This is a genomic window from Frigidibacter sp. MR17.14, assembly GCF_037095735.1.
Lineage (GTDB): Bacteria > Pseudomonadota > Alphaproteobacteria > Rhodobacterales > Rhodobacteraceae > Frigidibacter.
The window spans coordinates 912,961-932,103 of the sequence record NZ_JBAWKD010000001.1; the positions used below are offsets into that span (position 1 = coordinate 912,961).

General features: G+C 69.7%; 17 protein-coding genes. 10 read left to right on the forward strand and 7 right to left on the reverse strand.

Going from position 1 to position 19,143, the window contains the following annotated elements; genetic code table 11:
• Window position 1: 1 nt before the first annotated feature.
• Window positions 2-373, reverse strand: coding sequence for a DUF883 family protein (locus V8J36_RS04315; RefSeq protein WP_336466006.1), 372 nt, complete (start codon window positions 371-373; stop codon window positions 2-4).
• A 207-nt stretch (window positions 374-580) separates the two neighbouring features.
• Here V8J36_RS04315 and V8J36_RS04320 point away from each other — a divergent pair, with 207 nt between their 5' ends.
• Window positions 581-751, forward strand: coding sequence for a DUF1328 domain-containing protein (locus V8J36_RS04320; protein ID WP_336466007.1), 171 nt, complete (start codon window positions 581-583; stop codon window positions 749-751).
• A gap of 72 nt (window positions 752-823) precedes the next feature.
• Here V8J36_RS04320 and V8J36_RS04325 read toward each other — a convergent pair whose 3' ends face one another.
• Window positions 824-1,636, reverse strand: a complete 813-nt coding sequence (locus V8J36_RS04325) for a response regulator (RefSeq protein ID WP_336466008.1) — start codon at window positions 1,634-1,636, stop codon at window positions 824-826.
• A gap of 95 nt (window positions 1,637-1,731) precedes the next feature.
• Here V8J36_RS04325 and V8J36_RS04330 point away from each other — a divergent pair, with 95 nt between their 5' ends.
• The 3 genes from V8J36_RS04330 to V8J36_RS04340 are packed head-to-tail and all read left to right on the forward strand — an operon-like array spanning window position 1,732 to window position 4,272.
• Window positions 1,732-1,902, forward strand: coding sequence for a NepR family anti-sigma factor (locus V8J36_RS04330; protein WP_336466009.1), 171 nt, complete (start codon window positions 1,732-1,734; stop codon window positions 1,900-1,902).
• A complete protein-coding gene (locus V8J36_RS04335; RefSeq protein ID WP_336466010.1) occupies window positions 1,899-2,471 on the forward strand; it encodes an RNA polymerase sigma factor in 573 nt (190 codons plus the stop codon). Before V8J36_RS04330 ends, V8J36_RS04335 begins: the two co-directional genes overlap by 4 nt.
• A 37-nt stretch (window positions 2,472-2,508) precedes the next feature.
• The gene (locus V8J36_RS04340; protein ID WP_336466011.1) at window positions 2,509-4,272 is read left to right on the forward strand and encodes a sensor histidine kinase; all 1,764 of its coding nucleotides are present in this window, start codon (window positions 2,509-2,511) and stop codon (window positions 4,270-4,272) included.
• Between the two features lie 133 nt (window positions 4,273-4,405).
• Here V8J36_RS04340 and V8J36_RS04345 read toward each other — a convergent pair whose 3' ends face one another.
• The 5 genes from V8J36_RS04345 to V8J36_RS04365 form a co-directional block, all read right to left on the reverse strand.
• Window positions 4,406-5,389: a PRC-barrel domain-containing protein gene (locus tag V8J36_RS04345; RefSeq protein WP_336466012.1), complete on the reverse strand. Its 984-nt coding sequence runs from the start codon at window positions 5,387-5,389 to the stop codon at window positions 4,406-4,408.
• Window positions 5,390-5,598: 209 nt separating this feature from the next.
• A complete protein-coding gene (locus V8J36_RS04350; protein WP_336466013.1) occupies window positions 5,599-9,774 on the reverse strand; it encodes a translocation/assembly module TamB domain-containing protein in 4,176 nt (1,391 codons plus the stop codon).
• Entirely contained in the window at window positions 9,774-11,585 is a 1,812-nt protein-coding gene (locus V8J36_RS04355) for an autotransporter assembly complex protein TamA (protein ID WP_336466014.1), read from the reverse strand. Before V8J36_RS04355 ends, V8J36_RS04350 begins: the two co-directional genes overlap by 1 nt.
• Window positions 11,586-11,822: 237 nt before the next feature.
• A complete protein-coding gene (gene secB, locus V8J36_RS04360; protein ID WP_336466015.1) occupies window positions 11,823-12,335 on the reverse strand; it encodes a protein-export chaperone SecB in 513 nt (170 codons plus the stop codon).
• A gap of 84 nt (window positions 12,336-12,419) precedes the next feature.
• Window positions 12,420-12,911 (reverse strand): FxsA family protein, encoded by a 492-nt coding sequence (locus tag V8J36_RS04365; protein WP_336466016.1) that lies wholly within the window; start codon window positions 12,909-12,911, stop codon window positions 12,420-12,422.
• Between the two features lie 190 nt (window positions 12,912-13,101).
• Between V8J36_RS04365 and V8J36_RS04370 the strand changes: the two genes are divergently transcribed.
• From V8J36_RS04370 to V8J36_RS04395, 6 genes are all read left to right on the forward strand, one after another.
• Window positions 13,102-13,764, forward strand: a complete 663-nt coding sequence (locus V8J36_RS04370) for a Tim44/TimA family putative adaptor protein (protein WP_336466017.1) — start codon at window positions 13,102-13,104, stop codon at window positions 13,762-13,764.
• Between the two features lie 83 nt (window positions 13,765-13,847).
• Window positions 13,848-14,441: a Smr/MutS family protein gene (locus tag V8J36_RS04375; protein ID WP_336466018.1), complete on the forward strand. Its 594-nt coding sequence runs from the start codon at window positions 13,848-13,850 to the stop codon at window positions 14,439-14,441.
• A 642-nt stretch (window positions 14,442-15,083) separates the two neighbouring features.
• A complete protein-coding gene (locus V8J36_RS04380; protein ID WP_336466019.1) occupies window positions 15,084-17,228 on the forward strand; it encodes a malate synthase G in 2,145 nt (714 codons plus the stop codon).
• 100 nt (window positions 17,229-17,328) lie between these two features.
• On the forward strand, window positions 17,329-17,748 hold the full coding sequence (locus V8J36_RS04385; RefSeq protein ID WP_336466020.1) for a GlcG/HbpS family heme-binding protein: 420 nt from the start codon (window positions 17,329-17,331) through the stop codon (window positions 17,746-17,748).
• 105 nt (window positions 17,749-17,853) lie between these two features.
• Window positions 17,854-18,546, forward strand: coding sequence for a DUF899 family protein (locus tag V8J36_RS04390; protein ID WP_336466021.1), 693 nt, complete (start codon window positions 17,854-17,856; stop codon window positions 18,544-18,546).
• A 54-nt stretch (window positions 18,547-18,600) separates the two neighbouring features.
• Window positions 18,601-19,083 (forward strand): DUF2938 family protein, encoded by a 483-nt coding sequence (locus V8J36_RS04395; protein ID WP_336466022.1) that lies wholly within the window; start codon window positions 18,601-18,603, stop codon window positions 19,081-19,083.
• The last annotated feature ends 60 nt before the right edge of the window (window positions 19,084-19,143 follow it).

Consider the following 19,143-nt stretch of genomic DNA (forward strand, 5'->3'; position numbering starts at 1 on the left):
ATCAGCGACGGGTCGCGGTCAGCAGGCCCAGCGCGAAGCCGATCCCGGCGGCGATGCCGACGGCGGTCGCGGGGCGTTCCTTCACGAAGGTGTCGGCCTGCGTCGCCACGGTGCCGGCCTGCGCCCGCATCGTCTCGAGCTGGGCGGCGGCCTGGCTGGTCAGCGTGTCGAGCTTGGCCAGCGTCTGCGCACGCAGCGTTTCGGCCTGGGCCTTCGCGGTGTCGAGCGTCGACAGGCTCTGATGCTTGCCATAGTCGCCCAGCGTGGTGGTGATGTTGGACAGGTCGTCCTTCAGAGCGGCGATCTGTTTCTGAAGGGCCACGAGATCAGCCTCGGCAGCCTTGCCATTGGTGTAAGCGGCAGCACGCGCCATGGTGCACTCCTTTTCCTAAAGCGCCCCGACATGGCCGGAGCGTTACGTTCCATTGCCCCACCAACGCCATCGGCGGCCTCGGGTTCCGCGCTGCGGCGGATGGTCGCCGGTGCAGCATCCGGGGGCCTGCACGGCGGAACTCCGCCCCGCCCCGCGACGTTCGCCTTTCGACAAGCATGACTGCAGACCTGCGAAAGGAGAAGGAAAATGCTCTACTGGGCCGCGATCTTCCTTCTCGTCGCGTCGATCTGCGGGATCTTCGGCTTCGGCGGCTTCGCCCTTGGCGCAGTCGTCGCGAGCCAGGTCCTGTGCCTGCTGTTCCTTGCGCTCTGCCTGCTGGCCCTCGGGATCGGCATGTACGACCGCAGTACCGGCTGACGCGACGGGATCGACAGGGAAAAAGAAAGGGCGCCCGCGAGGGCGCCCTTTTGACTGTCGAAGGCGGATGGATCAGGCCGCCAGCGTCTCGGTCGAGGCGAAGAACATCGCCTGGCTTACGGCCGAGCGGACCTGCTCTTCGAGGTAGGGTTTCGAGATCAGGAACGCAGGCTCGGGGCGCTCGCCGGTCAGCAGCCGCTCGGGGAAGGCGGTGATGAAGATCACCGGCAGATCGCCCATCTCGGCCAGGATGTCGTTCACCGCATCGATGCCCGACGAGTTGTCGGCCAGCTGGATGTCGGCGAGGATCAGCGCCGGGCGCTCCTTGCGGGCAAGCGCCACGGCCTGATCACGGGTCCGGGCGACGCCGGTGACCTCGTGGCCCATCGCTTGCACGATCGACTGGATGTCCATCGCGATGATCGTCTCGTCCTCGATGATCATCACGCGGCCAAGAACCGAACGTTCCATCTCGCGCAGCGCGATGATGACCAGCTCTTCCGCTTCCCCGGGCGAGACCTGCATGATCTGGCCGATCTGCTCGAACCGCATCTCCTCGATCGTGCGCAGCAGCAGCGCCTCGCGGGTGTTGCGGGTCAGCGCCGAGAGGTGGACCTGCGCCCGCGCCTCGAGCGCGTCGAGACCCTCTTCGGCGACCGGCGCCCCGGCCGAGGACCAGATGGCGTGGAAGGCGCGGAACAGCGCCACCCGCGGCTCGAGCCCGGATTCGAACAGGCCCCGGTCCAGCAGGATCGCTTCCAGCGTGGCGACCGCATAGCGGTCTCCGGTGTCCTGACTGCCGGTGAGCGCGCGCGCGTACCGACGCAGATACGGCAGCTCGGGACCGATCAGCGCCGAGATGTCCGCGGTGTGCCCTTCTGTCATGTCGTCTCCAGACGTTTTTTCATTTTTCTCGGAACCGAACGTGGCCGACTGTGTTCGGTTCCAGAGCAAATCAAAAAAGAATGCCGCGGAACACCATGACGCCAGACGCCAGCGACGACAGCAGACCCACCGTCGAGCGCCAGATCGACGAGAATCTGCGCCGCGTGTATCAGCAGATGGTGGATCAGTCCGTCCCCGACAAGTTCATGTCCCTGCTTCAGCAGCTGCGGCAGCAGGATGCGGCCAAGGAGCCGGACGAAAAATGAGCGCTGGCAAGGACTGCTCTGACCTCGATCCGCGCGATGAACTCGTCACACATCTTCCGGCGCTGCGCGCCTTTGCTCTCAGCCTCACCCGCAACTCCTCGGCCGCCGACGATCTGGTGCAGGACACGATCCTGAAGGCCTGGAGCAACATGCACCGCTTCCAGCGCGGCACGAACCTTCGCGCCTGGCTGTTCACGATCCTGCGCAACACCTTCTATTCGGCGCGCCGCAAGACCCGCCGCGAGGTGGCGGATGTCGACGGCATCCACGCCGGCCGGCTGGCGACCAAGCCCGATCACGACGGTCGCCTGGCGATGGCCGATTTCAAGGCGGCCTTCGAGCAGCTTCCCGATGAACAGCGCGAAGCGCTGATCCTTGTGGGGGCCTCGGGCTTCGCCTACGAAGAGGCGGCCGAGATGTGCGGCGTCGCGGTCGGCACGATCAAGAGCCGGGCGAACCGCGGTCGCCGGCGGCTTGCGGAACTGCTGAATCTCGCCGAAGGGGAAGAACTCACGATGACTGATCCGGCGACCATGGCGGTGATGGCCGCGTCTGCGTCCTCGGGCTGACAGGCCTGTGAGGGACACTTTCCGGGACTTCCTTCGCATGACCGAAAGGCTGGGCTTCCGCCTGGCCTTTCTGCTGTCGGTGGCCCTGCTGCCGCTGGGCCTGATCGCGCTGTCGCAGACCTGGCAGATGGCGATGGACGCCGAAAGCGCCTCTGAGACCGCGCTGATCCAGCGCACCTCGAATGCGATCGGCGGCGAACAGGCGATCGTCCACGGCGCGCTTGGCGCTGCCGGCGCGCTCAGCCAGACCGTCGTCGAGAACATCGCCAACGTCACCGCCTGCTCGACCATGCTGCGCGACTTCGTGGCCCGCAGCCCGATCTACACCTTCGCCGGGCTCGTCCCGGCGGACGGCAAGATCCGCTGCTCGTCCGCGGGCGAAGAGCTCGACGTCTCGGCCCATCCGATCCTGCGCAAGTTCGCCGAAGCACCCCGCGCCCAGGTCAACGCCTCGATGGAGGGCACCGTCTCGCGCGAGCCGGTGCTGATGGTCTCTGTCCCGGTGACCCGCGATGGCGTCTATCTCGGGATGATGGTGCTGTCGGTGCCGCACCGGGTGCTGTCCTCGCTGCGCACCGGGACCGGCGGTCCGTCGGATGTCGACGTGGTGATGATGAACCAGAGCGGCGACGTCCTGCTGACCGAGCCGCGGCCGATGTCCGCGGCCGAAGAACTGCTGCCCGCCGATGTCTCGCGCGATACCCTTGCCGGCCATCAGGACCCGCCGATCTTCCGGGGCCGTGACGGGCAGGGGCGCGAGCGGGTCTTCGTCGCGGTGCCGGTGGTCGCGAACCTCGTTTACGTCCTTGGCAGCTGGGACCCGGAAAGGGCCCAGCTGAGCCGCGACCTGATCTCGCCCGCGACGCTTCTGTTCCCGCTGACGATGTGGCTGACCAGCCTCGTCGTCGCCTATGCCGCCGTCGACCGGCTGGTGATCCGCCACATCCGCGACCTGCGCGGCGAGATGCGTCGCTTCGCGCTGGGCCGCCGCGATCACCTGCCGCAGGTGCCGCGCAACGCGCCCTCGGAGATCACCGAGGTCAGCCACACCTTCCAGAACCTCGCGCGGATCGTGATGCGCGACGAAGCAGAGCGCGAGGCGAGCCTGCAGGAAAAGACCGTCCTGCTGAAGGAAATCCACCACCGCGTGAAGAACAACCTGCAGCTCATCGCCTCGATCATGAACATGCAGATCCGTCGGGTGCGCGAACCCGGGGCACGTTCGGTGCTGAAAAGCGTGCAGGACCGCGTCACCAGCCTCGCGACGATCCACCGCAACCTCTATCAGGCCGAGTCGCTGTCCGCGGTACAGGCCGACACGCTTCTGGGCGACATCGTGCGGCAGATGTCGGTGATGACCGGCGAGCCGGGCCGCCAGCCGGAGATCGAGACGCGCTTCGATCCGGTCAGCCTCTACCCCGACCAGGCGGTGCCGGTCGCGCTCTTCACCACCGAGGGGCTGACCAACGCGATGAAATACTCGACCCGCACCCCGGCGGGCGATCGGCGCTGGATCCGCGTCGCGCTGGTCTCGACCGGCCCCGGCAAGGCGCGGCTGTCGGTCAGGAACTCGCGCGGCGGCGAAGAGCCAGTGGTGAACGAACGCACCGGCATCGGCACCCAGCTGATCACCGCCTTCGCCGGCCAGCTCGGCTCGCAGGTGGAGTGGACCGAGACGGAAGACAGCTACGAGATCGCCGTCGAATTCGACGTGGCCGAATTCCAGCACGGCATCCAGCAGTTCCCCACCTCTGCCAGCGGCAAGGTCACCAACACCCCCCGCGACGGCCGCGGCCACTGACGGGCCGGCGCCGGCACCCGGTGCCGCGCCCACCCCTTCGCGCGACGACCGCCGCGCCGGCGGAACGCCACCAACGCGCAAGGAAAAAGGCCCGGGGATCTCTCCCCGGGCCCTTTTCGTTCGGCTGGCTGGATCAGCCTTCCTTGTCGTATTCCGGCATCGCCTTCATCTGGTCTTCGGTCTGCGAGACATGGACCGACAGGTTCTTGCCCTCTGCATCCTCGGCGGTCATCTTCAGGTCGCCGAAGTCGAAGGCCACCGGCTTGGCGCCGATCCCCAGGAAACCACCCAGATCGACGACGGCGCTGGTGATCTTGCCGTCGTTGGCAATGACCAGCTCTTTCACGTCACCGACCTTCTCGTCGTTCGAGTCGTAGACCGGCGCGCCCTGCAGCTGCTCGGCGGTCACGGTGCTCGGGTCGACCTCGACCGCAGCCATCTGCTCGCCGGTGCCGGCGGCATCGGTCGTCGCAGCCGGGGCCGTGGCCTGCGCCGTGGTGTCGGCGGCCGGGGCGGCAGCCATCGTGCCGGCAGCGGCGCCGGTCGTCGCGGCCGCGTCGTTCGAGGCCATGGTGTCCGCGGCCTTCTGGTCGGTCGCGGCGGCGGTGCCGTCGGCGGCGGCCTGCTCGTTCATCTCGCCCGGAGCCTTGTACTCGGGCGCGTTCTCAAGCTGCTCCTTCGTCGCGGTGAAGGCGATGAAGTAGTCGTTGGCGTCGTCACCGTCGGGGATCAGCTTCAGCTGGTCCATGCTGACGGCCACGGTCTTCTCGCCGACCCCGAGGAAGCCGCCCACGTCGACGAGGATCGCCTCGAGCTGGCCGTCCTTGCTGATCAGCATATCGTGGACTTCACCCACGTCGTCCCAGTCGGCATTCGCCTCGGTAATGGCGGCGCTGGTGTCGATGTCGCCCTCGGCGGTGTAGACGCGCTTGCCGATGAAGGTCTCGGCCGAGATCGTCATCGTGCCCTCGGCGGGCATGTAGCTGAAGTCGCTGGTGCCCATCGTCGCATCGGCGGCCGGGGCGGCAGGTTCAGCGGCGGGCTGGGTCGCGGTCTGTGCATAAAGCGGCGCGGCGGTCATCGCGACGAGCGCGGTGGTGGCAAGAAGCTTTTTCATGTCGCAGTCCTTTCATCTCCTCCGGCGGGGCATGCGGCCTACCGCGGCCCCGGTATGGGATGACAACGAAATGCGCACACAGTGGTTCCTGCGCCAACTTATTGATCTTCATGGAAATATTGTGAAGATCGGGCGGAACCTGACCCCGCGTCGGACGTTACGCGCGAAGGCTTAGCCGTTGCGGGGGCGCCGATGCGCCCCCGTCCCGGTCAATAGTCCTTCTCGAAATAGATCCCGATGCTGGTGCCGCCGTCGGATTCGGCAGAGCCGCGCGCGGTCACGTTGCGGGTCACGTCGAGGTTCAGGTTGATCGAGCTGGTGCCCCCCGCCCCGACCGTGACGTCTGTATAGACCTTGTCCGAGATGTAGCGCCCCGCGCGCAGCGCCGCGTTGCCGCTGTCGTCGGTGGTGACGTCCAGATCGTCGAGCCCGGTCGCGTCGCGCAGGTTGCCGATGATGCCCTGCCCGCCGCGCCCGGCCAGCGTCGAGACCGCCGAGGCCAGCTGCGCGGCCTGCAGCGCCGAGATCTTGTCGAGCCCGCGCCCGAACAGGATCCGCGACAGCACCTCTTCCTGCGGCAGGCCGTTGGCCGAGACGAAGCTGATCTGCGGGTCCGAGGCCGGACCGTCGATGCGGATCGTGGCGGTGTCGTCGTCGGTCTGGGTCGAGGCGGCGAAGGTGATCGTCGGCACCAGCGAGCCCTGCAGCTGGATCAGCCCCTCGTCCAGCGTGAAGCGCTGGCTGAGGATGTCGAGCCGGCCGCGGATCAGCTCGAACTGGCCCTCGGGTTGCACGTCGTTGGTGGTGCCGCGCACGCGCAATTCGCCGCCCAGTTCCGCATCGAGGCCGCGGCCGCGGACGAAGATCCGGTTCGGCGCCGACACGCGCACGTCCAGCCCGTAGCCGCCGCCGCTGCCCTCGGCGGTGACGCGGGTCACCTCGTCGGCGCCGGCGCGTTGGCGGGTGCGCCGGCTGGCGGCGCTTTCGTTGACATGGCGCAGCCCGGTCACATCGCCGCTGGAGCCGAAGCCGGTCGAGGGCACGCGCACCTCGGTCGGCCCCAGCGCGAGGCGCCCGGCGATCTCGGCGCCGCCGGTCAGCGGCCCCTCGACGGTCAGGTTGCCCGCGACCGAGGTCTGGTAGAGCTTCGGGTCCTTCAGCACCAGGTCGCCCAAGGCAATGGCGAGGTTGGCCGGATAGGCGCCGCTCAGCGTGACCGGGCCCGAGACGCGGATCGTGCCGCCTTCCGAGCCGCGCGCGTTCATCGCGATGTCCGCGCGCCCGCCGCCCAGGCTGACGGTCGCGTCGATGCCCTGCAGCTCGAGATTGGCGGCAGGCACGCTGAAGCGCGTGTTCTGCGTCGACACGGTCCCCGACAGCGCCGAAAGCCCCGGCGCGCCGTTCAGGCGCAGATCGAAGCGGATCGGCCCCTCGACCGTCTGCGGCGCGATGAAGGCGTTGGCCAGCGCCGCCTGCGCCGCGCCGGTGATCCCGAGATCGGCCGTCGCGAAATCGGCGGCCAGCGTGCCCTGCGCGCGGGCATCGACCCCGCCGGGGCCCTGCGCGCTCAGGTCGATGCGGTAGCCCTGGCCCTGCGGTTGGGCGATGGTGCCAGAGACGCTCAGCGGACCGGGGAACTGCGGCACCAGCAATGCCATGTTCGACAGCCGCGCGTTCAACGTGATCGCACTGCCGTCGCCGCCGGTCTGGCCGCTGGCACTCGCGGTCAGCTGCGGGTTCTTCACATCCAGCGTCTCGATGCGAATCGCGCCCTGATCCTCTTCAGCCACCAGCGCCACGCTGGTCGCGCCGGCCAGGATGCGGTCGGCCTCGGGCTGGTTGATCGCGAGGTTGTCGGCAGCGCCGTTCAGCGTGATCCGCCGCACCGGGGCGGCGGCGGTGCCGGTCTCGGTCAGGGTAGCATCCGCATTCAGGCGGCCACGGTAGCCGGGGCCCATCACCGACAGGTCGGGCAGCCCGATCCTCGCGCGCAGGTCGCTGGCGCCCGGATCATAGGTTCCCGCCGCATCCAGCGAGACGCGCGGCCCCTCCAGCTTGGCCACGTCCAGCGTCAGCGCGGTGCCGTCCTGCCGGCCCGCGACATCGAGCGCAGTCGCGCCCTGCAACAGGCCGCTGGCCTGCTGGAGGCCCACCGCAAGATCCTGCCCGCGCCCGGTCAGGGTGAAGTCGCGGACCGGCGCCTCGGCGGTGCCCGTCTCCTTCAGCGTCGCGTCGGCGGTCAGGCTGCCGCCGTAACCCGCGCCCATCACCGACAGGTCCGGCAGGCGGAAGCTGGCCTTCAGGTCGGCGTCGCCGGGCCCGTAGCGGCCGGTGGCGTCCAGCGACACCGCCTGCCCGTTGATCCGCGCCATGTCGAAGGTGACGACATTGTTCAGAAGCCCGCCGATCAGCACCAGCTTGCTTTCGCCCGCCAGCAGGCCGTCCAGCTGCGGAATGCCCAGCTTCAGCGACTGCCCGGTGCCCTCGACATCGAAGCGGCGCAGCGGCCCCGCCTCTTTCATATGGGCGTCGGCCTTCAGCGCGCCGCCGTAGTCAGGGCCCATGACGCCCAGATCGGCGAAGTCGAGATCGGCGGTCAGGTCGCTGCGGCCCGGCGCCAGCAGGCCCTGCGCGGTCGCGGTCAGGGTGCGGGCGTTGACGCGGGCTGAGCGGATCGTGGTGCCCTGCTTGTCGCGCATCGCGTCCAGCGCCACGGTCGAGCGGCCCTGCAGCAGCGCGTCGAGCGGCGCGATCCCGGCCCCCAGATCGGTGCCGTTCAGGGTGACGCGGGCATCGAAGGCGCCGGTCAGCACGGCATATTGCCCCTCGACCGCAGCCTCGGTCGCGCCCTTCAGGCTTTGCCCGGCAAGGCCGGAATAGCGGTCGAGATCGTCGATCCGCGCCCCAAGCGCGCCGTCGACGGTGAAGTTGCCGTCGAGCCCGCCGATCACCAGATCGCCGGTCGCGCCATAGCCCTCGCCGTCCAGCGCTAGGTTGCCGATGCGGAAGCCCTCGGCCACGGTCGCGAGGTCGGCGCTGCCGGTCAGGGTCGGCCCCAGAGCGCGGGCCAGATCGGGATCGGGCGAAGTCACGCCAGAGGCCGCGAAGCGCAGCGTGCCGTTCAGATCGGTGCTCGCGGCCTTCGACAGCTGCCCGGTGCCGTCCAGCGTCAGCTCTTCGATCCCCAGCGTCTCGCTGCGCAGACCCTGCAGATTGCCCGCCAGCCGCCAGTCGGGGCCGGTCGCCGCGTCATAGTCGAGGTTCAGCGCCGCGCTGGTCACATAGGTTTCCGAGCCGGAGGTCGGCAGCAGCACGTCGCCGCCTTCCGCCAGCCCCAGCTTCAGCGCCAGCTCCGCCAGCGTCGGCACGCCATCGGCGCCGATCTGCGCGCGCCCCGTCACGTCCAGCGCCTGCGACGAGATCGTGAGGCTGGGCAGGTCCATCGCCCCGTCGGGGGCGCGGCTGCCCTGCGCCTGCAAGCGCACGTCGTCGCCGAAGAACTGCTGATAGGCCGGCAGGAACAGCGGCGCGATGTCGCCGCCCAGATCGACGGCAAAACTGCGCGTCGGCTCGGCGCCGTCTGCCGCGGCGCTGGCGGTCAGGGCGACGGTGCCGGTCAGCCGCGGCTCGGCATCGGTCGACAGGCGGATGTCGGCGGTGAAATCGCTCAGCGGCCCCTGCCCCGCAACCGCCAGCTGCAGCGCGGGCGCACCGGGCAGGCCGATGGTGGTGGCAAGGATGCCCTGCGCACCTTCGTCCAGAAGCAGGTCGATCTTCGCCTGTTCCGTGGCATTCTCGAAGCTGCCGGCCAGCGTCACCCGGCCCTGCTGGCCGTCCGTGCGCTCGGCCGCGATGTCGACCGCGCCCTCGCCATTCGCGAGGCTGGCGTTGCCGGTCAGCGAGAAGTCGACCGGCGTGCCGATGATCGGCTGGCCCAGCGCGACCTTGCCCACGATCAGCGATTCCACCTTCAGGCTCACCGGCAGCTCGGGCAGCGAGAAACCTTCCGAGGCGGTCGAGGCCTCCATCGGGTCGGCCTCGGTCGCGGGCAGGCGCGGCAGCTCGATCGCCTCGGCCGACAGCTCGCGGATGTCGATCTGGCGGCGCAGCAGCGCCAGCCGGTTCCACTGCATCGCCCCGCCGCGGATCGTGAGCCAGGCGCCCTGATCGTCGGAGATCGTCAGGCTGTCGAAGGTCGCGCGCGAGGACAGCGCGCCCTGGAAGCCTTCCAGCCGCACCGTCCGCCCCTCGCCGCCCAGGCTGTCCTCGATCAGGCCGGTGATCCAGCCGCGATCCTCGTCCCCGTTGGGGGCCGCCGCGTCCTGCGCGATGGCCCCGATCGGCAGCAGAAGACAGAGCGCGAGGGGAAGAGCTTTGCGGGTCATCAGAAGGCCTGTCCGATACCGATGTAGAATTGCACGCCGTCGCCGGTGCTGCCGGAAACGGGGGCCGCGACATCCAGCCGGATCGGCCCGATGCCGGTGTTGTAGCGCAGCCCGATGCCGGCCCCGGCCTGCATGTCGTCGCTGCTATCGCCCTGCACCCAGCCCGCGTCGTAGAAGGTCACGATGCCGATCGACTTGGTGACGTTCACCCGAAGCTCTGCCGAGATCGCGGCAAAGCTGGTGCCGCCGGTCTTCAGGTCGGGGTCGATCTCGTAGACGCCCAGCGACTGGTAGGGCTGGCCGCGGACCGATCCGCCGCCGCCGGTGTAGAACAGGTAGTCGCGCGGCACCTCTTCCAGCTTGGCGCCGACGATGGTGCCGCCCTGCACCCGCCCGGCCAGCACCACGCGGTCGTCCGCGCCGAAGCCGTAATAGCCGCGGGTGTCGAAGGCCAGCTTCGCCCCGGTGCCGGTGGTCTCGAGCCCGTTGAAGGCCAGGATCTCGCCCTTGGCATAGACGCCCTCGGTCGCGTTCAGCGCGTTGTCGCGCCCGTCCCAGGTCAGTGAGAACGGCAGGATCAGCTGGCGATAGCGGGTGTCTACGCCAAGGTCATCGGTCACGTCCGACCCTTCGAAGCCGAACGAGACCTCGCCGGTCAGCTTGTCGGTGATGTAGCGTTTCAGGCCGAAGGTCAGCCGCACGTTGTCCGAGGTGTAGTCGTCCTCTTCGTTGCGCGCCGCCAGCGCGTCGACGAAGGCCGCGCTGTCGCGGAACGGCGTGCCCGGTCGTTCCAGCCGCGCGCCAAGGCTGTAGTCCATGCCACCGACCGAGCTGCCCATCCCCGAGATCTCGCCGTCGATGGTCAGCTTCTCGGCGCCGCCGAACAGGTTGCGGTGCATCCAGCCCGCCTCCAGCGCCGCGCCGTCATCGGACGAGATCGAGGCGCCGAAGCTCATCTTGCGGCGCTTCTCCTCGGTCAGGATCAGGTCGTAGTCCAGCCGGTCGCCGGGGCTGACGGTGTCATGCTCCTTCAGCACCACGGCGCGGAAGGTGCCGGTGCGGCGCAGGCGCTCGGCCACGGCATCGACCTCGTCGGGATCGAAGCGCTCGCCGGTGGGGAAGCCGGCGATCTTGCGGATCCGGTCCTCGCGCACCCGGCGCTGGCCAGTGACCGAAAGCTCGCCGAAGGTCACCCGCGGCCCCGGCTGGAAGCCCAGCCGCGCGTCCAGCGTGTTGGCGCGGTGATCGGCCGTCACCTGCTGGTCGGCCAGCCGCGCCTTGGCATAGCCCAGCGCCCGCCAGCCATCGACGACCGCCCCCGCGGCCTCGGTGATGACGCCCGACTCGGCGGGCTCGCCGCGCGCGAACCCGTCCGGCATCTCGGTCTTCGGGGCCAGCGGCCGTGCCTCTGCGCGCGAGAAGGTGAAGGCGGGGCCCGGATCGACGGTGATGATGATGCTGCGGATCTGCTGCGGCGCGTTCAGCGGCGGGATCGAGGCCGCCTCGCGCCCGTCGACGGCGATGGTGATGATGCCGGAATAGTGACCCTGCGCGTAGAGCGCGCCAAGGATGCGCCCGTAATCGGCCTGCGCGGCGGCCAGCAGGTCCTGCGCGTCGGCCTCTTTGTCGTCGCGCGCCGCGGCGGTCTGCGAGGCGTTCAGCACCGCGTTGCCGATCGCATGGTCCTTGCCGATGATGCGGATCTGGAAATTGTCGAGCGCGAGCGCCGGCCCCGCCATCAGCCCCAGTCCGAGACCAGCAAGGGCCGCGCCCATCGCGTTCCGGCCCCTGCGCCGCATCCGCTGCCGCATTCGGTCGTCTCCCCTCGGTCGTCCCGGCCGGTTGTCCCGGCCCTGCCCCTAGTCGTCGCAGGTCTGGCGATTGGTTGCCACCCCTCAGCACCAAGACGCGCGGGGAGTCGCCGGTTCCCCAAAAGTGATCGCGTCGACGCAACGACTCCGGGAACCGGGCAAAGGGGCCACAGGCGCAAGCGAAAGGCCCGCGCCGGAAGCGCGGGCCTTCTGATCTTCCGCAGGCGTGGGCCGCGATCAGACGATCGAGGATTGCGCCTTCTGGGCCTCGGCGCGGCGCACCAGCTCGTTGCGGTAGAGCGCGAGGAAATCGACGGTGTCGAGGTTCACCGGCGGGAAGCCCCCGTCGCGGGTCACGTCGAAGACGATGCGGCGCACGAAGGGGAACAGCATCCGCGGGCATTCGATCAGCAGGAACGGGTGGATCTGCTCGTTCGGGACGCCGTCGATAGCGAAGATCCCGCCATAGTCCAGCTCCAGCAGGAACAGCGACGAGCCGTCGGCCTTGTTGGTCGAGGCGACCTTGAACTTGGTGATGACCTCGTACTGGCCCTCGACCGCGCGCTTGCGGGCGTCGAGGCTGACCTGCACGGTCATCTCGGGCACGACCTCGCCTGCGTTCAGGCCCTTCTGTGCGAGGATGTTCTCGAAGCTCATGTCGCGCACGAACTGCGCGAGCACCTGCATCTTCGGCTGGCCCGGCGGCTGCGCGGCGGGGGCTTCGGGCGTTCCGTTGCCGTTCTCGGCCATGATCGTCTCCCTGGGATCGGCTTCGGGCCCGGGTCTAGCAGGAAGGCCCTGCCATCTCAATGCGTCAGCGCCCCCTGCCGGTGATCAGTCGCGCGTCCAGCCCGAGGGGCCGCCGGGGCGGTGGCGCGGGATCTCGGCCTGCGGGATCTCGTGAAACTCGCCGTCGATCACGTCCTGCCCGGCCGGGCGACGGAAGGGATCCTGCCGCGGGTCCTGTCCGGGCCGCAGCACCACGACGCGCCGCCCAAGGGCGCGCAGCATCGCATGGCGCAGCGGCGGCACCAGCAGCGCCAGCCCCAGCGCATCGGTCAGGAAGCCCGGCAGGACCAGCAGGAAGCCCGCGATCACCTTGACCGCCCCCTCTGCCATCGGCACCGCCGGATCGCGCAGGCCCCCCAGCGGCGCGCGCAGGTCGGCCATCGCGCGGGCGCCGGCGGTGCGGATCACCCAGATCCCCAGCATCGGCGTCAGCAGCACCAGCGCCAGCGTCGGACCAAGGCCGATCGCCCCGCCGATGGTGACGAAGAGCGCAATTTCGATGACGGGAAGCGCAAGAAGCGCGGCAAGCGGCCACATGGGGCGGATGTTCCTTCGGGTTCGATGCAGTCTTTCGACGCAGTGTGGTGGCAGGGACCCGCGGCAAACGCGTCTTGGGCCGGGGCATGGACTTGAAGCGCCCTGCGTCCTACATAGGTAGGGATCGCCCGATGTTCCAACCGCCGGTTCTCAAGATGACCGGCCCAGCCACGACCGAAAAGGCCGTCTCATGTCCAATGCCTTGATCCAGCTGCTCGTCCTGGCCGGAGTTGCGATCTTCCTGATCCTCCGTCTCAAGGCCGTGCTCGGCAGCCGCGAGGGGTTCGAGAAGCCGCCGGTGCAGATGCCCGATGCCGCGACCCCGACCCCGCGTCAGGGCTTCGAGGTGATCGAGGGCGGCCCCGATCGCGACATCGCCGACCACGTTCCGGAAAACTCGCCGGCCGCCCAGGCGCTGGCCGAGATGAAGCGGGCAGAGCCCGGCTTCTCGGTTTCGGAATTCCTGCGCGGGGCCGGCGGCGCCTACGAGATGATCCTGATGGCCTTCGAGAAGGGCGAGCTGGAGCAGGTGCGCCCGTTCCTCTCGGCCGAGGTCTTCGACAGCTTCGCCAGCGTCGTGGCCGAGCGCGAGGCCCGCGGCCTGAAGACCGAGGCGACCTTCCTCGGACTGCGCGAACTGGCGCTGCAGGATGCCGAATTCACCCCGGCGACCCGCGAGGGCGAGGTGACGATCCGCTTCACCGGCGAGCTGGTCTCGGCCACCCGCGACGCCTCGGGCGAGATCGTCGACGGCGATCCCAAGGCCTCGCGCCGCCAGCGCGACGTCTGGACCTTCGCGCGGATCGTGGGGTCGGACGATCCCAACTGGCAGCTGGTCGCCACCGGCGAGTGAGCTGACCCCGGATGCGCCAGACCTTTCCGGCCAAGACCCCGGACGCCGCCGCAAGGGCGGCGTTTTTCGTGGCGGGCTGAGCCATGGCGCGGCGCAGGAAGGGCCTGAGCGAAGAGGATCGCGCGCTCTGGGATCATGTGGCGAAGAGCGTCCACAAGACGAAGGCCGAGCCGCTGGCCCCGCCGCCGCCCGAGCCCGAGCCGCCCTTCGTCGCGCCCAAGCCGTCGAAACGCCTGATCGACGCCTTCCGGCTGGGCGAGAAGGCGGCGGGCGCGCTGCCCCGCCACGACCTTGCCCCCGGCCCGGCGGCGCGGCTGGCGGCGCAGCCGGTGCAGATGGATGCGGGCCAGCACCGCAAGATGGTGCGCGGCAGGCTGGCGCCCGAGGCGCGGATCGACCTGCACGGCATGACCCTGTCCGAGGCGCATCCCGAGCTGATCCGCTTCATCCTGAACGCGCATGCCGACGGGCTGCGGCTGGTGCTGGTGATCACCGGCAAGGGCAAGTTCCGCGACGAGCCGGGCCCGATCCCGCGCCGCGTCGGCGCGTTGCGGCACCAGGTGCCGCAGTGGCTGCAGATGATGCCGCTGGGCGCGGTGGTCCTGCAGGTCTCGGGCGCGCATCTGAAGCATGGCGGCGAGGGCGCCTATTACGTCTACCTGCGCCGCACGCGCTGAGCTTCCCCGCTCAGATCGCGTCGGCCCCATCCTGACGCGCAGCTGTGGCAGCGTCACCCTTCCGTCGGCATCGAAGGACAGGGGGCGGCGGTGGAAAAGGCCAGCGCGGCCTCTGATCGTGCCCAATCGGTTATCTCTGCGGAGCCGCCGCTGCGGTCGCCATCCCGGTCCGCCGCGTCGAACTGGCGCCACAACGGACCGTGCGACCCGGCCTGCGCAAGCACCGCCACTTCATCCTGGTCCACCGCCGTATCGAGGCTTTGCCGCAGTCGCCCGGGCCTCCGGACATTCCAGCCCCACGTGGCGGTCGATCCCCGCCGCATCGTGCGCCCCGTCGCTGCCGTGGGCCGGGATCACACCCTCTGCTCGTCCGAGAAAGGCGGCCGGGTCGGCGCGCAGCTGCACCGTCACGGCCAGATCCGACTGCTGCGCCATCGCGCCGCAGCAGGTCGGCATCCACAGCAGAATCGCGCGTCCCGTGTCTGTCACAGCACATCATCAGGGCTTCAGCCTGCGACACCGGGGTTGCGCGGGTTGATCCCAACCCGTCCGGCTTTCCACATCGTGGAAAAGATCCGCGCCGGGACTCCCGCGCCGGGCCCATCGGCCCTACCCCGGTCGCACCGCAAGGAGGTATGCCCGATGTCCACCCCCGTCACCCGCGCCGGCCTCGAGGTCGCCCCCGAACTCGCCGCCTTCGTCGAAGAGCGCCTGCTGCCCGGCCTGCCGGTCTCGGCCGAGGCCTTCTGGTCCGGCTATGCCGCGATGCTGGCCGATCTCGCGCCCGAGAACGCCCGGCTGCTGCAGGTCCGCGACGAGATGCAGGCCCAGATCGACGCCTTCCTGAAGGCCCGCAAGGGCAAGGACATCGCGCCCGCCGAGATGGAGGCCTTCCTGCGCGAGATCGGCTACATCGTCCCCGAGGGCCCGGCGTTCGAGGTCTCGACCCCCGCCTGCGACCCCGAGATCGCCACCCTCGCCGGCCCGCAGCTGGTGGTGCCGGTGATGAACGCCCGCTTCGCGCTGAACGCGGCGAACGCGCGCTGGGGCAGCCTCTATGACGCGCTCTATGGCACCGACGCGCTGCCTGGAACGCCCGAGGGCAAGGGCTTCGACGCCAGGCGCGGTGCCGCCGCCGTCGCCTGGGCGGCCGAGTTCCTCGACGACGCCGTGCCGCTGGCCGGCGCGCGCCATGCCGATGTCACCGCCTATGCCGCAGCGGATGGCGCCTTCACCGCCACCGTCGCGGGCCAGCCCGTCGCGCTGCAGGATCCGGCCCAGTTCGCCGGCACCACCCCGAACAGCTTCCTGTTGAAGAACAACGGCCTGCATATCGAGCTGGTGATCGACAAGACCCATCCGGTGGGCGCCGCCAGCCCCGCGGGCCTGCGCGACGTGGTGATCGAAAGCGCCCTGACCGCGATCCAGGACTGCGAGGATTCGGTCGCCGCCGTCGATGCCGAGGACAAGGTGCTGGCCTATTCCAACTGGCTCGGCCTGATGAAGGGCGACCTGGCCGAGACCTTCGAGAAGGGCGGCAAGTCGATGACCCGCCGCCTGAACCCCGACCGCGTCTTCACCACGCCCGCGGGCGGCACGCTGATCCTGCCCGGCCGCTCGGTCCTGCTGATCCGCAACGTCGGCCACCTGATGACCACCGATGCGGTGAAACTGAACGGCGCCGAGACGCCCGAGGGGATGCTCGATGCGGTGGTCACCGTCGCTGCCGCGATGCATGACATGGCGCGGAGCGAGAACCAGAACTCGCGCGCGGGCTCGGTCTATGTCGTGAAGCCGAAGATGCACGGGCCGGCCGAGGTCGCCTTCGCCGATGCGACCTATGCCCGCGTCGAGGACATCCTGGGCCTTGCGCGCAACACCGTGAAGCTCGGCGTCATGGACGAGGAACGCCGCACCTCGGTCAACCTGACCGAATGCATCCGCGCGGTGCAGGGGCGGCTCGCGTTCATCAACACCGGCTTCCTCGACCGCACCGGCGACGAGATCCACACCGCGATGCAGGCGGGCCCGGTGGTGCCGAAGGGCGAGATGAAGACGGCCGCCTGGCTGGGCGCCTATGAGGATGGCAATGTCGATGCGGGCCTTTCCACCCGGCTGGACGGCAAGGGGCAGATCGGCAAGGGCATGTGGGCGAAACCCGATGCCATGGCCGAGATGCTGACGGTCAAGGTCGGGCACCCGATGTCGGGCGCGTCGACGGCCTGGGTGCCCTCGCCGACCGCGGCCACCCTGCACGCGACCCATTACCATCGCGTGAACGTCGCGGCCCGGCAGGCCGAGCTGAAGGGCCGCGAAAAGGCGGCGCTGGCGAAGCTGCTGACCCTGCCGATGCTGGGCGGGCGCAACCTGTCCGAAGCCGAGATCGCCCGCGAGATCGACATGAACTGCCAGTCGATCCTGGGCTATGTCGTGCGCTGGGTCGATCAGGGCGTCGGCTGTTCCAAGGTGCCCGACATCGACGACGTGCCGCTGATGGAAGACCGCGCAACCCTCCGGATTTCCGCGCAATTCCTGGCAAACTGGCTGATGCACGGCCTGATCACCGAGGCGCAGGTCGACGAGAGCCTGAAGCGCATGGCGCTGGAGGTCGACCGCCAGAACGCCGGCGACGCCGCCTATGTCGCGATGGCACCGGGCTATGACGGCGCGGCCTTCCAAGCGGCGCGCGACCTGATCCTGAAGGGGGCCGACCAGCCCTCGGGCTATACCGAGCCGCTGCTGCACGCCTGGCGGCGCATCGTCAAGCAAAAGGCCGCAACCGCCTGAGCCGACTGCAAATACCGGGGGGTGCATCCCGTGCACCGGGCGTGCACCCCCCGTACACCCCCCGCGGCCGCCGCGGTCACCTTCCGGAAAGGACCTGCCGATGATCACCGTCACCCGCCTGGACATCGCCGACGCCCGCCGCCTGATCGCCGGCGCCTGCGCCAAATCCGAAGAGATCGGCGTGCCGATGTGCATCGCCATCACCGACGAGGGCGGCAACCTGCTGGCCTTCGAGCGGATGGAGGGTGGCAAGGTCACCTCGATCACCATCGCCATCGACAAGAGCTTCACCGCCTCGGGCGCGAAGAAGGCCACGCACGAATATCACGCCTCGGCCCAGCCGGGCGCGCCGGCCTACGGGATCTTCGCCGCGATCGGCGGGCGGCTCTCGACGGTGCCGGGCGGCCTGCCGGTGCTGCACGAGGGCGCCGTCGTCGGCGGCATCGGCGTCAGCTCGGGCACGCCGGCGCAGGACCGCGAGGTGGCCGAGGCCGCCATCGCCTTCTGGCAGGCGGGCTGACGCCCAGAGCTTGAGGCGGAGCTTGAGGCAGGGCTTGAGGGCGGCGGGAACCCCCGCCGCCCCGTTCCCGTTTGTCGCGGTGCGCTTTCCGAAAGGAGCCGACCGATGACCCAAGGGCTGAAGACCCCGGCGCTGGACCTTGCCGCGCTGAACCGCGCCGCCTGGCCGAACGAAAGCCCGGTCTACCGCGCCGCGCGCAACTCGCTTCTGGCAGAAGAGATCGCGCTGCGCCGGCAGATCGAGCGGGTGGCAGAGCTGCGCCGCGCCCTGCCCCCTGGCGGCGCGGTGCCCGAGGATTATGCCTTCACCGGCGAGGACGGCCCGGTGACGCTGGAGGGCCTGTTCGGGCCGCATCAGACCCTGATCGTCTACAGCTACATGTTCGGTCCCGAACGCGCGGCGCCCTGCCCGATGTGCACCTCGTTCATGGCCGGATACGAGCCCAAGATCGCCGACATCCGCCAGCGCGCCGCCATCGCCTTCACCGCCCGCGCCCCGATCGCGCGGCTGGTCGAGGCGAAGCGCGCCCGCGGCTGGACGCAGATCCCGGTCTATTCCGACGAGAGCGGCGCCTATACCCGCGCCTATGTCAGCGCCGAGGATGCCGACGTGCCGGGCTTTTCCGTCTTCACCCGGCGCGACGGCACGGTGCGGCATTTCTGGTCGGAAGAGATGTCGGGCGCGATGGCCGATCCCGGGCAGGACCCGCGCGGCGCGCCCGACCCGGACATCCTGTGGACGCTGCTCGACAAGACGCCCGAGGGCCGCGGCGACTGGTATCCGAAGCTAAGCTATTGATCGCCGGGGAATCCGGGCGCATGGTCGCGGCACTTTCGCTGTCGGAGCCCGTCCATGCTGCTGCCCATCCTCTTCATCGGCATCGCCACCACCGCGGTCTTCGACCTTTGGGGCCTGATCGTCGCGAAGGCGCTGGGCCTGCCGGTGCAGAACTGGAAGATGCCGGGCCGCTGGTTCGCCCATATCGGCCGCGGCCGGTTGCGCCATGACAGCATGGCCGGCGCCGACGAGGTGCCGGGCGAGCAGGCTCTGGGCTGGCTCTGCCACTATCTGGTGGGGATCTGCTTCGCGGCCTTCACCGTCTTCGTCGGCGGTCCCGCTTGGCTCGCCGTCCCGACCCTGCCGCTGCCGCTGATCGTCGGCATCGTCACCGTCGGCCTCGGCTGGTTCGTGATGGGTCCCTGCATGGGCGGCGGCATCGCGGCCTCGAAGGCGGCGAACCCGACGCTGGCCCGCGCGCTGTCGCTGGCCGCGCATGTGGTCTTCGGCCTCGCGCTGTGGGTCTTCGCGCTGATCTGGGCGTCGTTCGCCGCCTGACGCGCGACCGTTCCGGGGGGCGCCAGCCTGCGGGGCGGGGGGGGGGGGGGGGGGGGGGGG

Coding starts and splice junctions, on each gene's coding strand:
- V8J36_RS04375 (WP_336466018.1), top strand. CDS start 13,848: ATGGCGCGGCGCAGGAAGGGCCTGAGCGAAGAGGATCGCGCGCTCTGG.
- V8J36_RS04355 (WP_336466014.1), bottom strand. CDS start 11,585: ATGCGGCAGCGGATGCGGCGCAGGGGCCGGAACGCGATGGGCGCGGCC.
- V8J36_RS04330 (WP_336466009.1), top strand. CDS start 1,732: ATGACGCCAGACGCCAGCGACGACAGCAGACCCACCGTCGAGCGCCAG.
- V8J36_RS04370 (WP_336466017.1), top strand. CDS start 13,102: ATGTCCAATGCCTTGATCCAGCTGCTCGTCCTGGCCGGAGTTGCGATC.
- V8J36_RS04335 (WP_336466010.1), top strand. CDS start 1,899: ATGAGCGCTGGCAAGGACTGCTCTGACCTCGATCCGCGCGATGAACTC.
- V8J36_RS04395 (WP_336466022.1), top strand. CDS start 18,601: ATGCTGCTGCCCATCCTCTTCATCGGCATCGCCACCACCGCGGTCTTC.
- V8J36_RS04320 (WP_336466007.1), top strand. CDS start 581: ATGCTCTACTGGGCCGCGATCTTCCTTCTCGTCGCGTCGATCTGCGGG.
- V8J36_RS04345 (WP_336466012.1), bottom strand. CDS start 5,389: ATGAAAAAGCTTCTTGCCACCACCGCGCTCGTCGCGATGACCGCCGCG.
- V8J36_RS04390 (WP_336466021.1), top strand. CDS start 17,854: ATGACCCAAGGGCTGAAGACCCCGGCGCTGGACCTTGCCGCGCTGAAC.
- secB (WP_336466015.1), bottom strand. CDS start 12,335: ATGGCCGAGAACGGCAACGGAACGCCCGAAGCCCCCGCCGCGCAGCCG.
- V8J36_RS04385 (WP_336466020.1), top strand. CDS start 17,329: ATGATCACCGTCACCCGCCTGGACATCGCCGACGCCCGCCGCCTGATC.
- V8J36_RS04350 (WP_336466013.1), bottom strand. CDS start 9,774: ATGACCCGCAAAGCTCTTCCCCTCGCGCTCTGTCTTCTGCTGCCGATC.
- V8J36_RS04380 (WP_336466019.1), top strand. CDS start 15,084: ATGTCCACCCCCGTCACCCGCGCCGGCCTCGAGGTCGCCCCCGAACTC.
- V8J36_RS04325 (WP_336466008.1), bottom strand. CDS start 1,636: ATGACAGAAGGGCACACCGCGGACATCTCGGCGCTGATCGGTCCCGAG.
- V8J36_RS04315 (WP_336466006.1), bottom strand. CDS start 373: ATGGCGCGTGCTGCCGCTTACACCAATGGCAAGGCTGCCGAGGCTGAT.
- V8J36_RS04365 (WP_336466016.1), bottom strand. CDS start 12,911: ATGTGGCCGCTTGCCGCGCTTCTTGCGCTTCCCGTCATCGAAATTGCG.
- V8J36_RS04340 (WP_336466011.1), top strand. CDS start 2,509: ATGACCGAAAGGCTGGGCTTCCGCCTGGCCTTTCTGCTGTCGGTGGCC.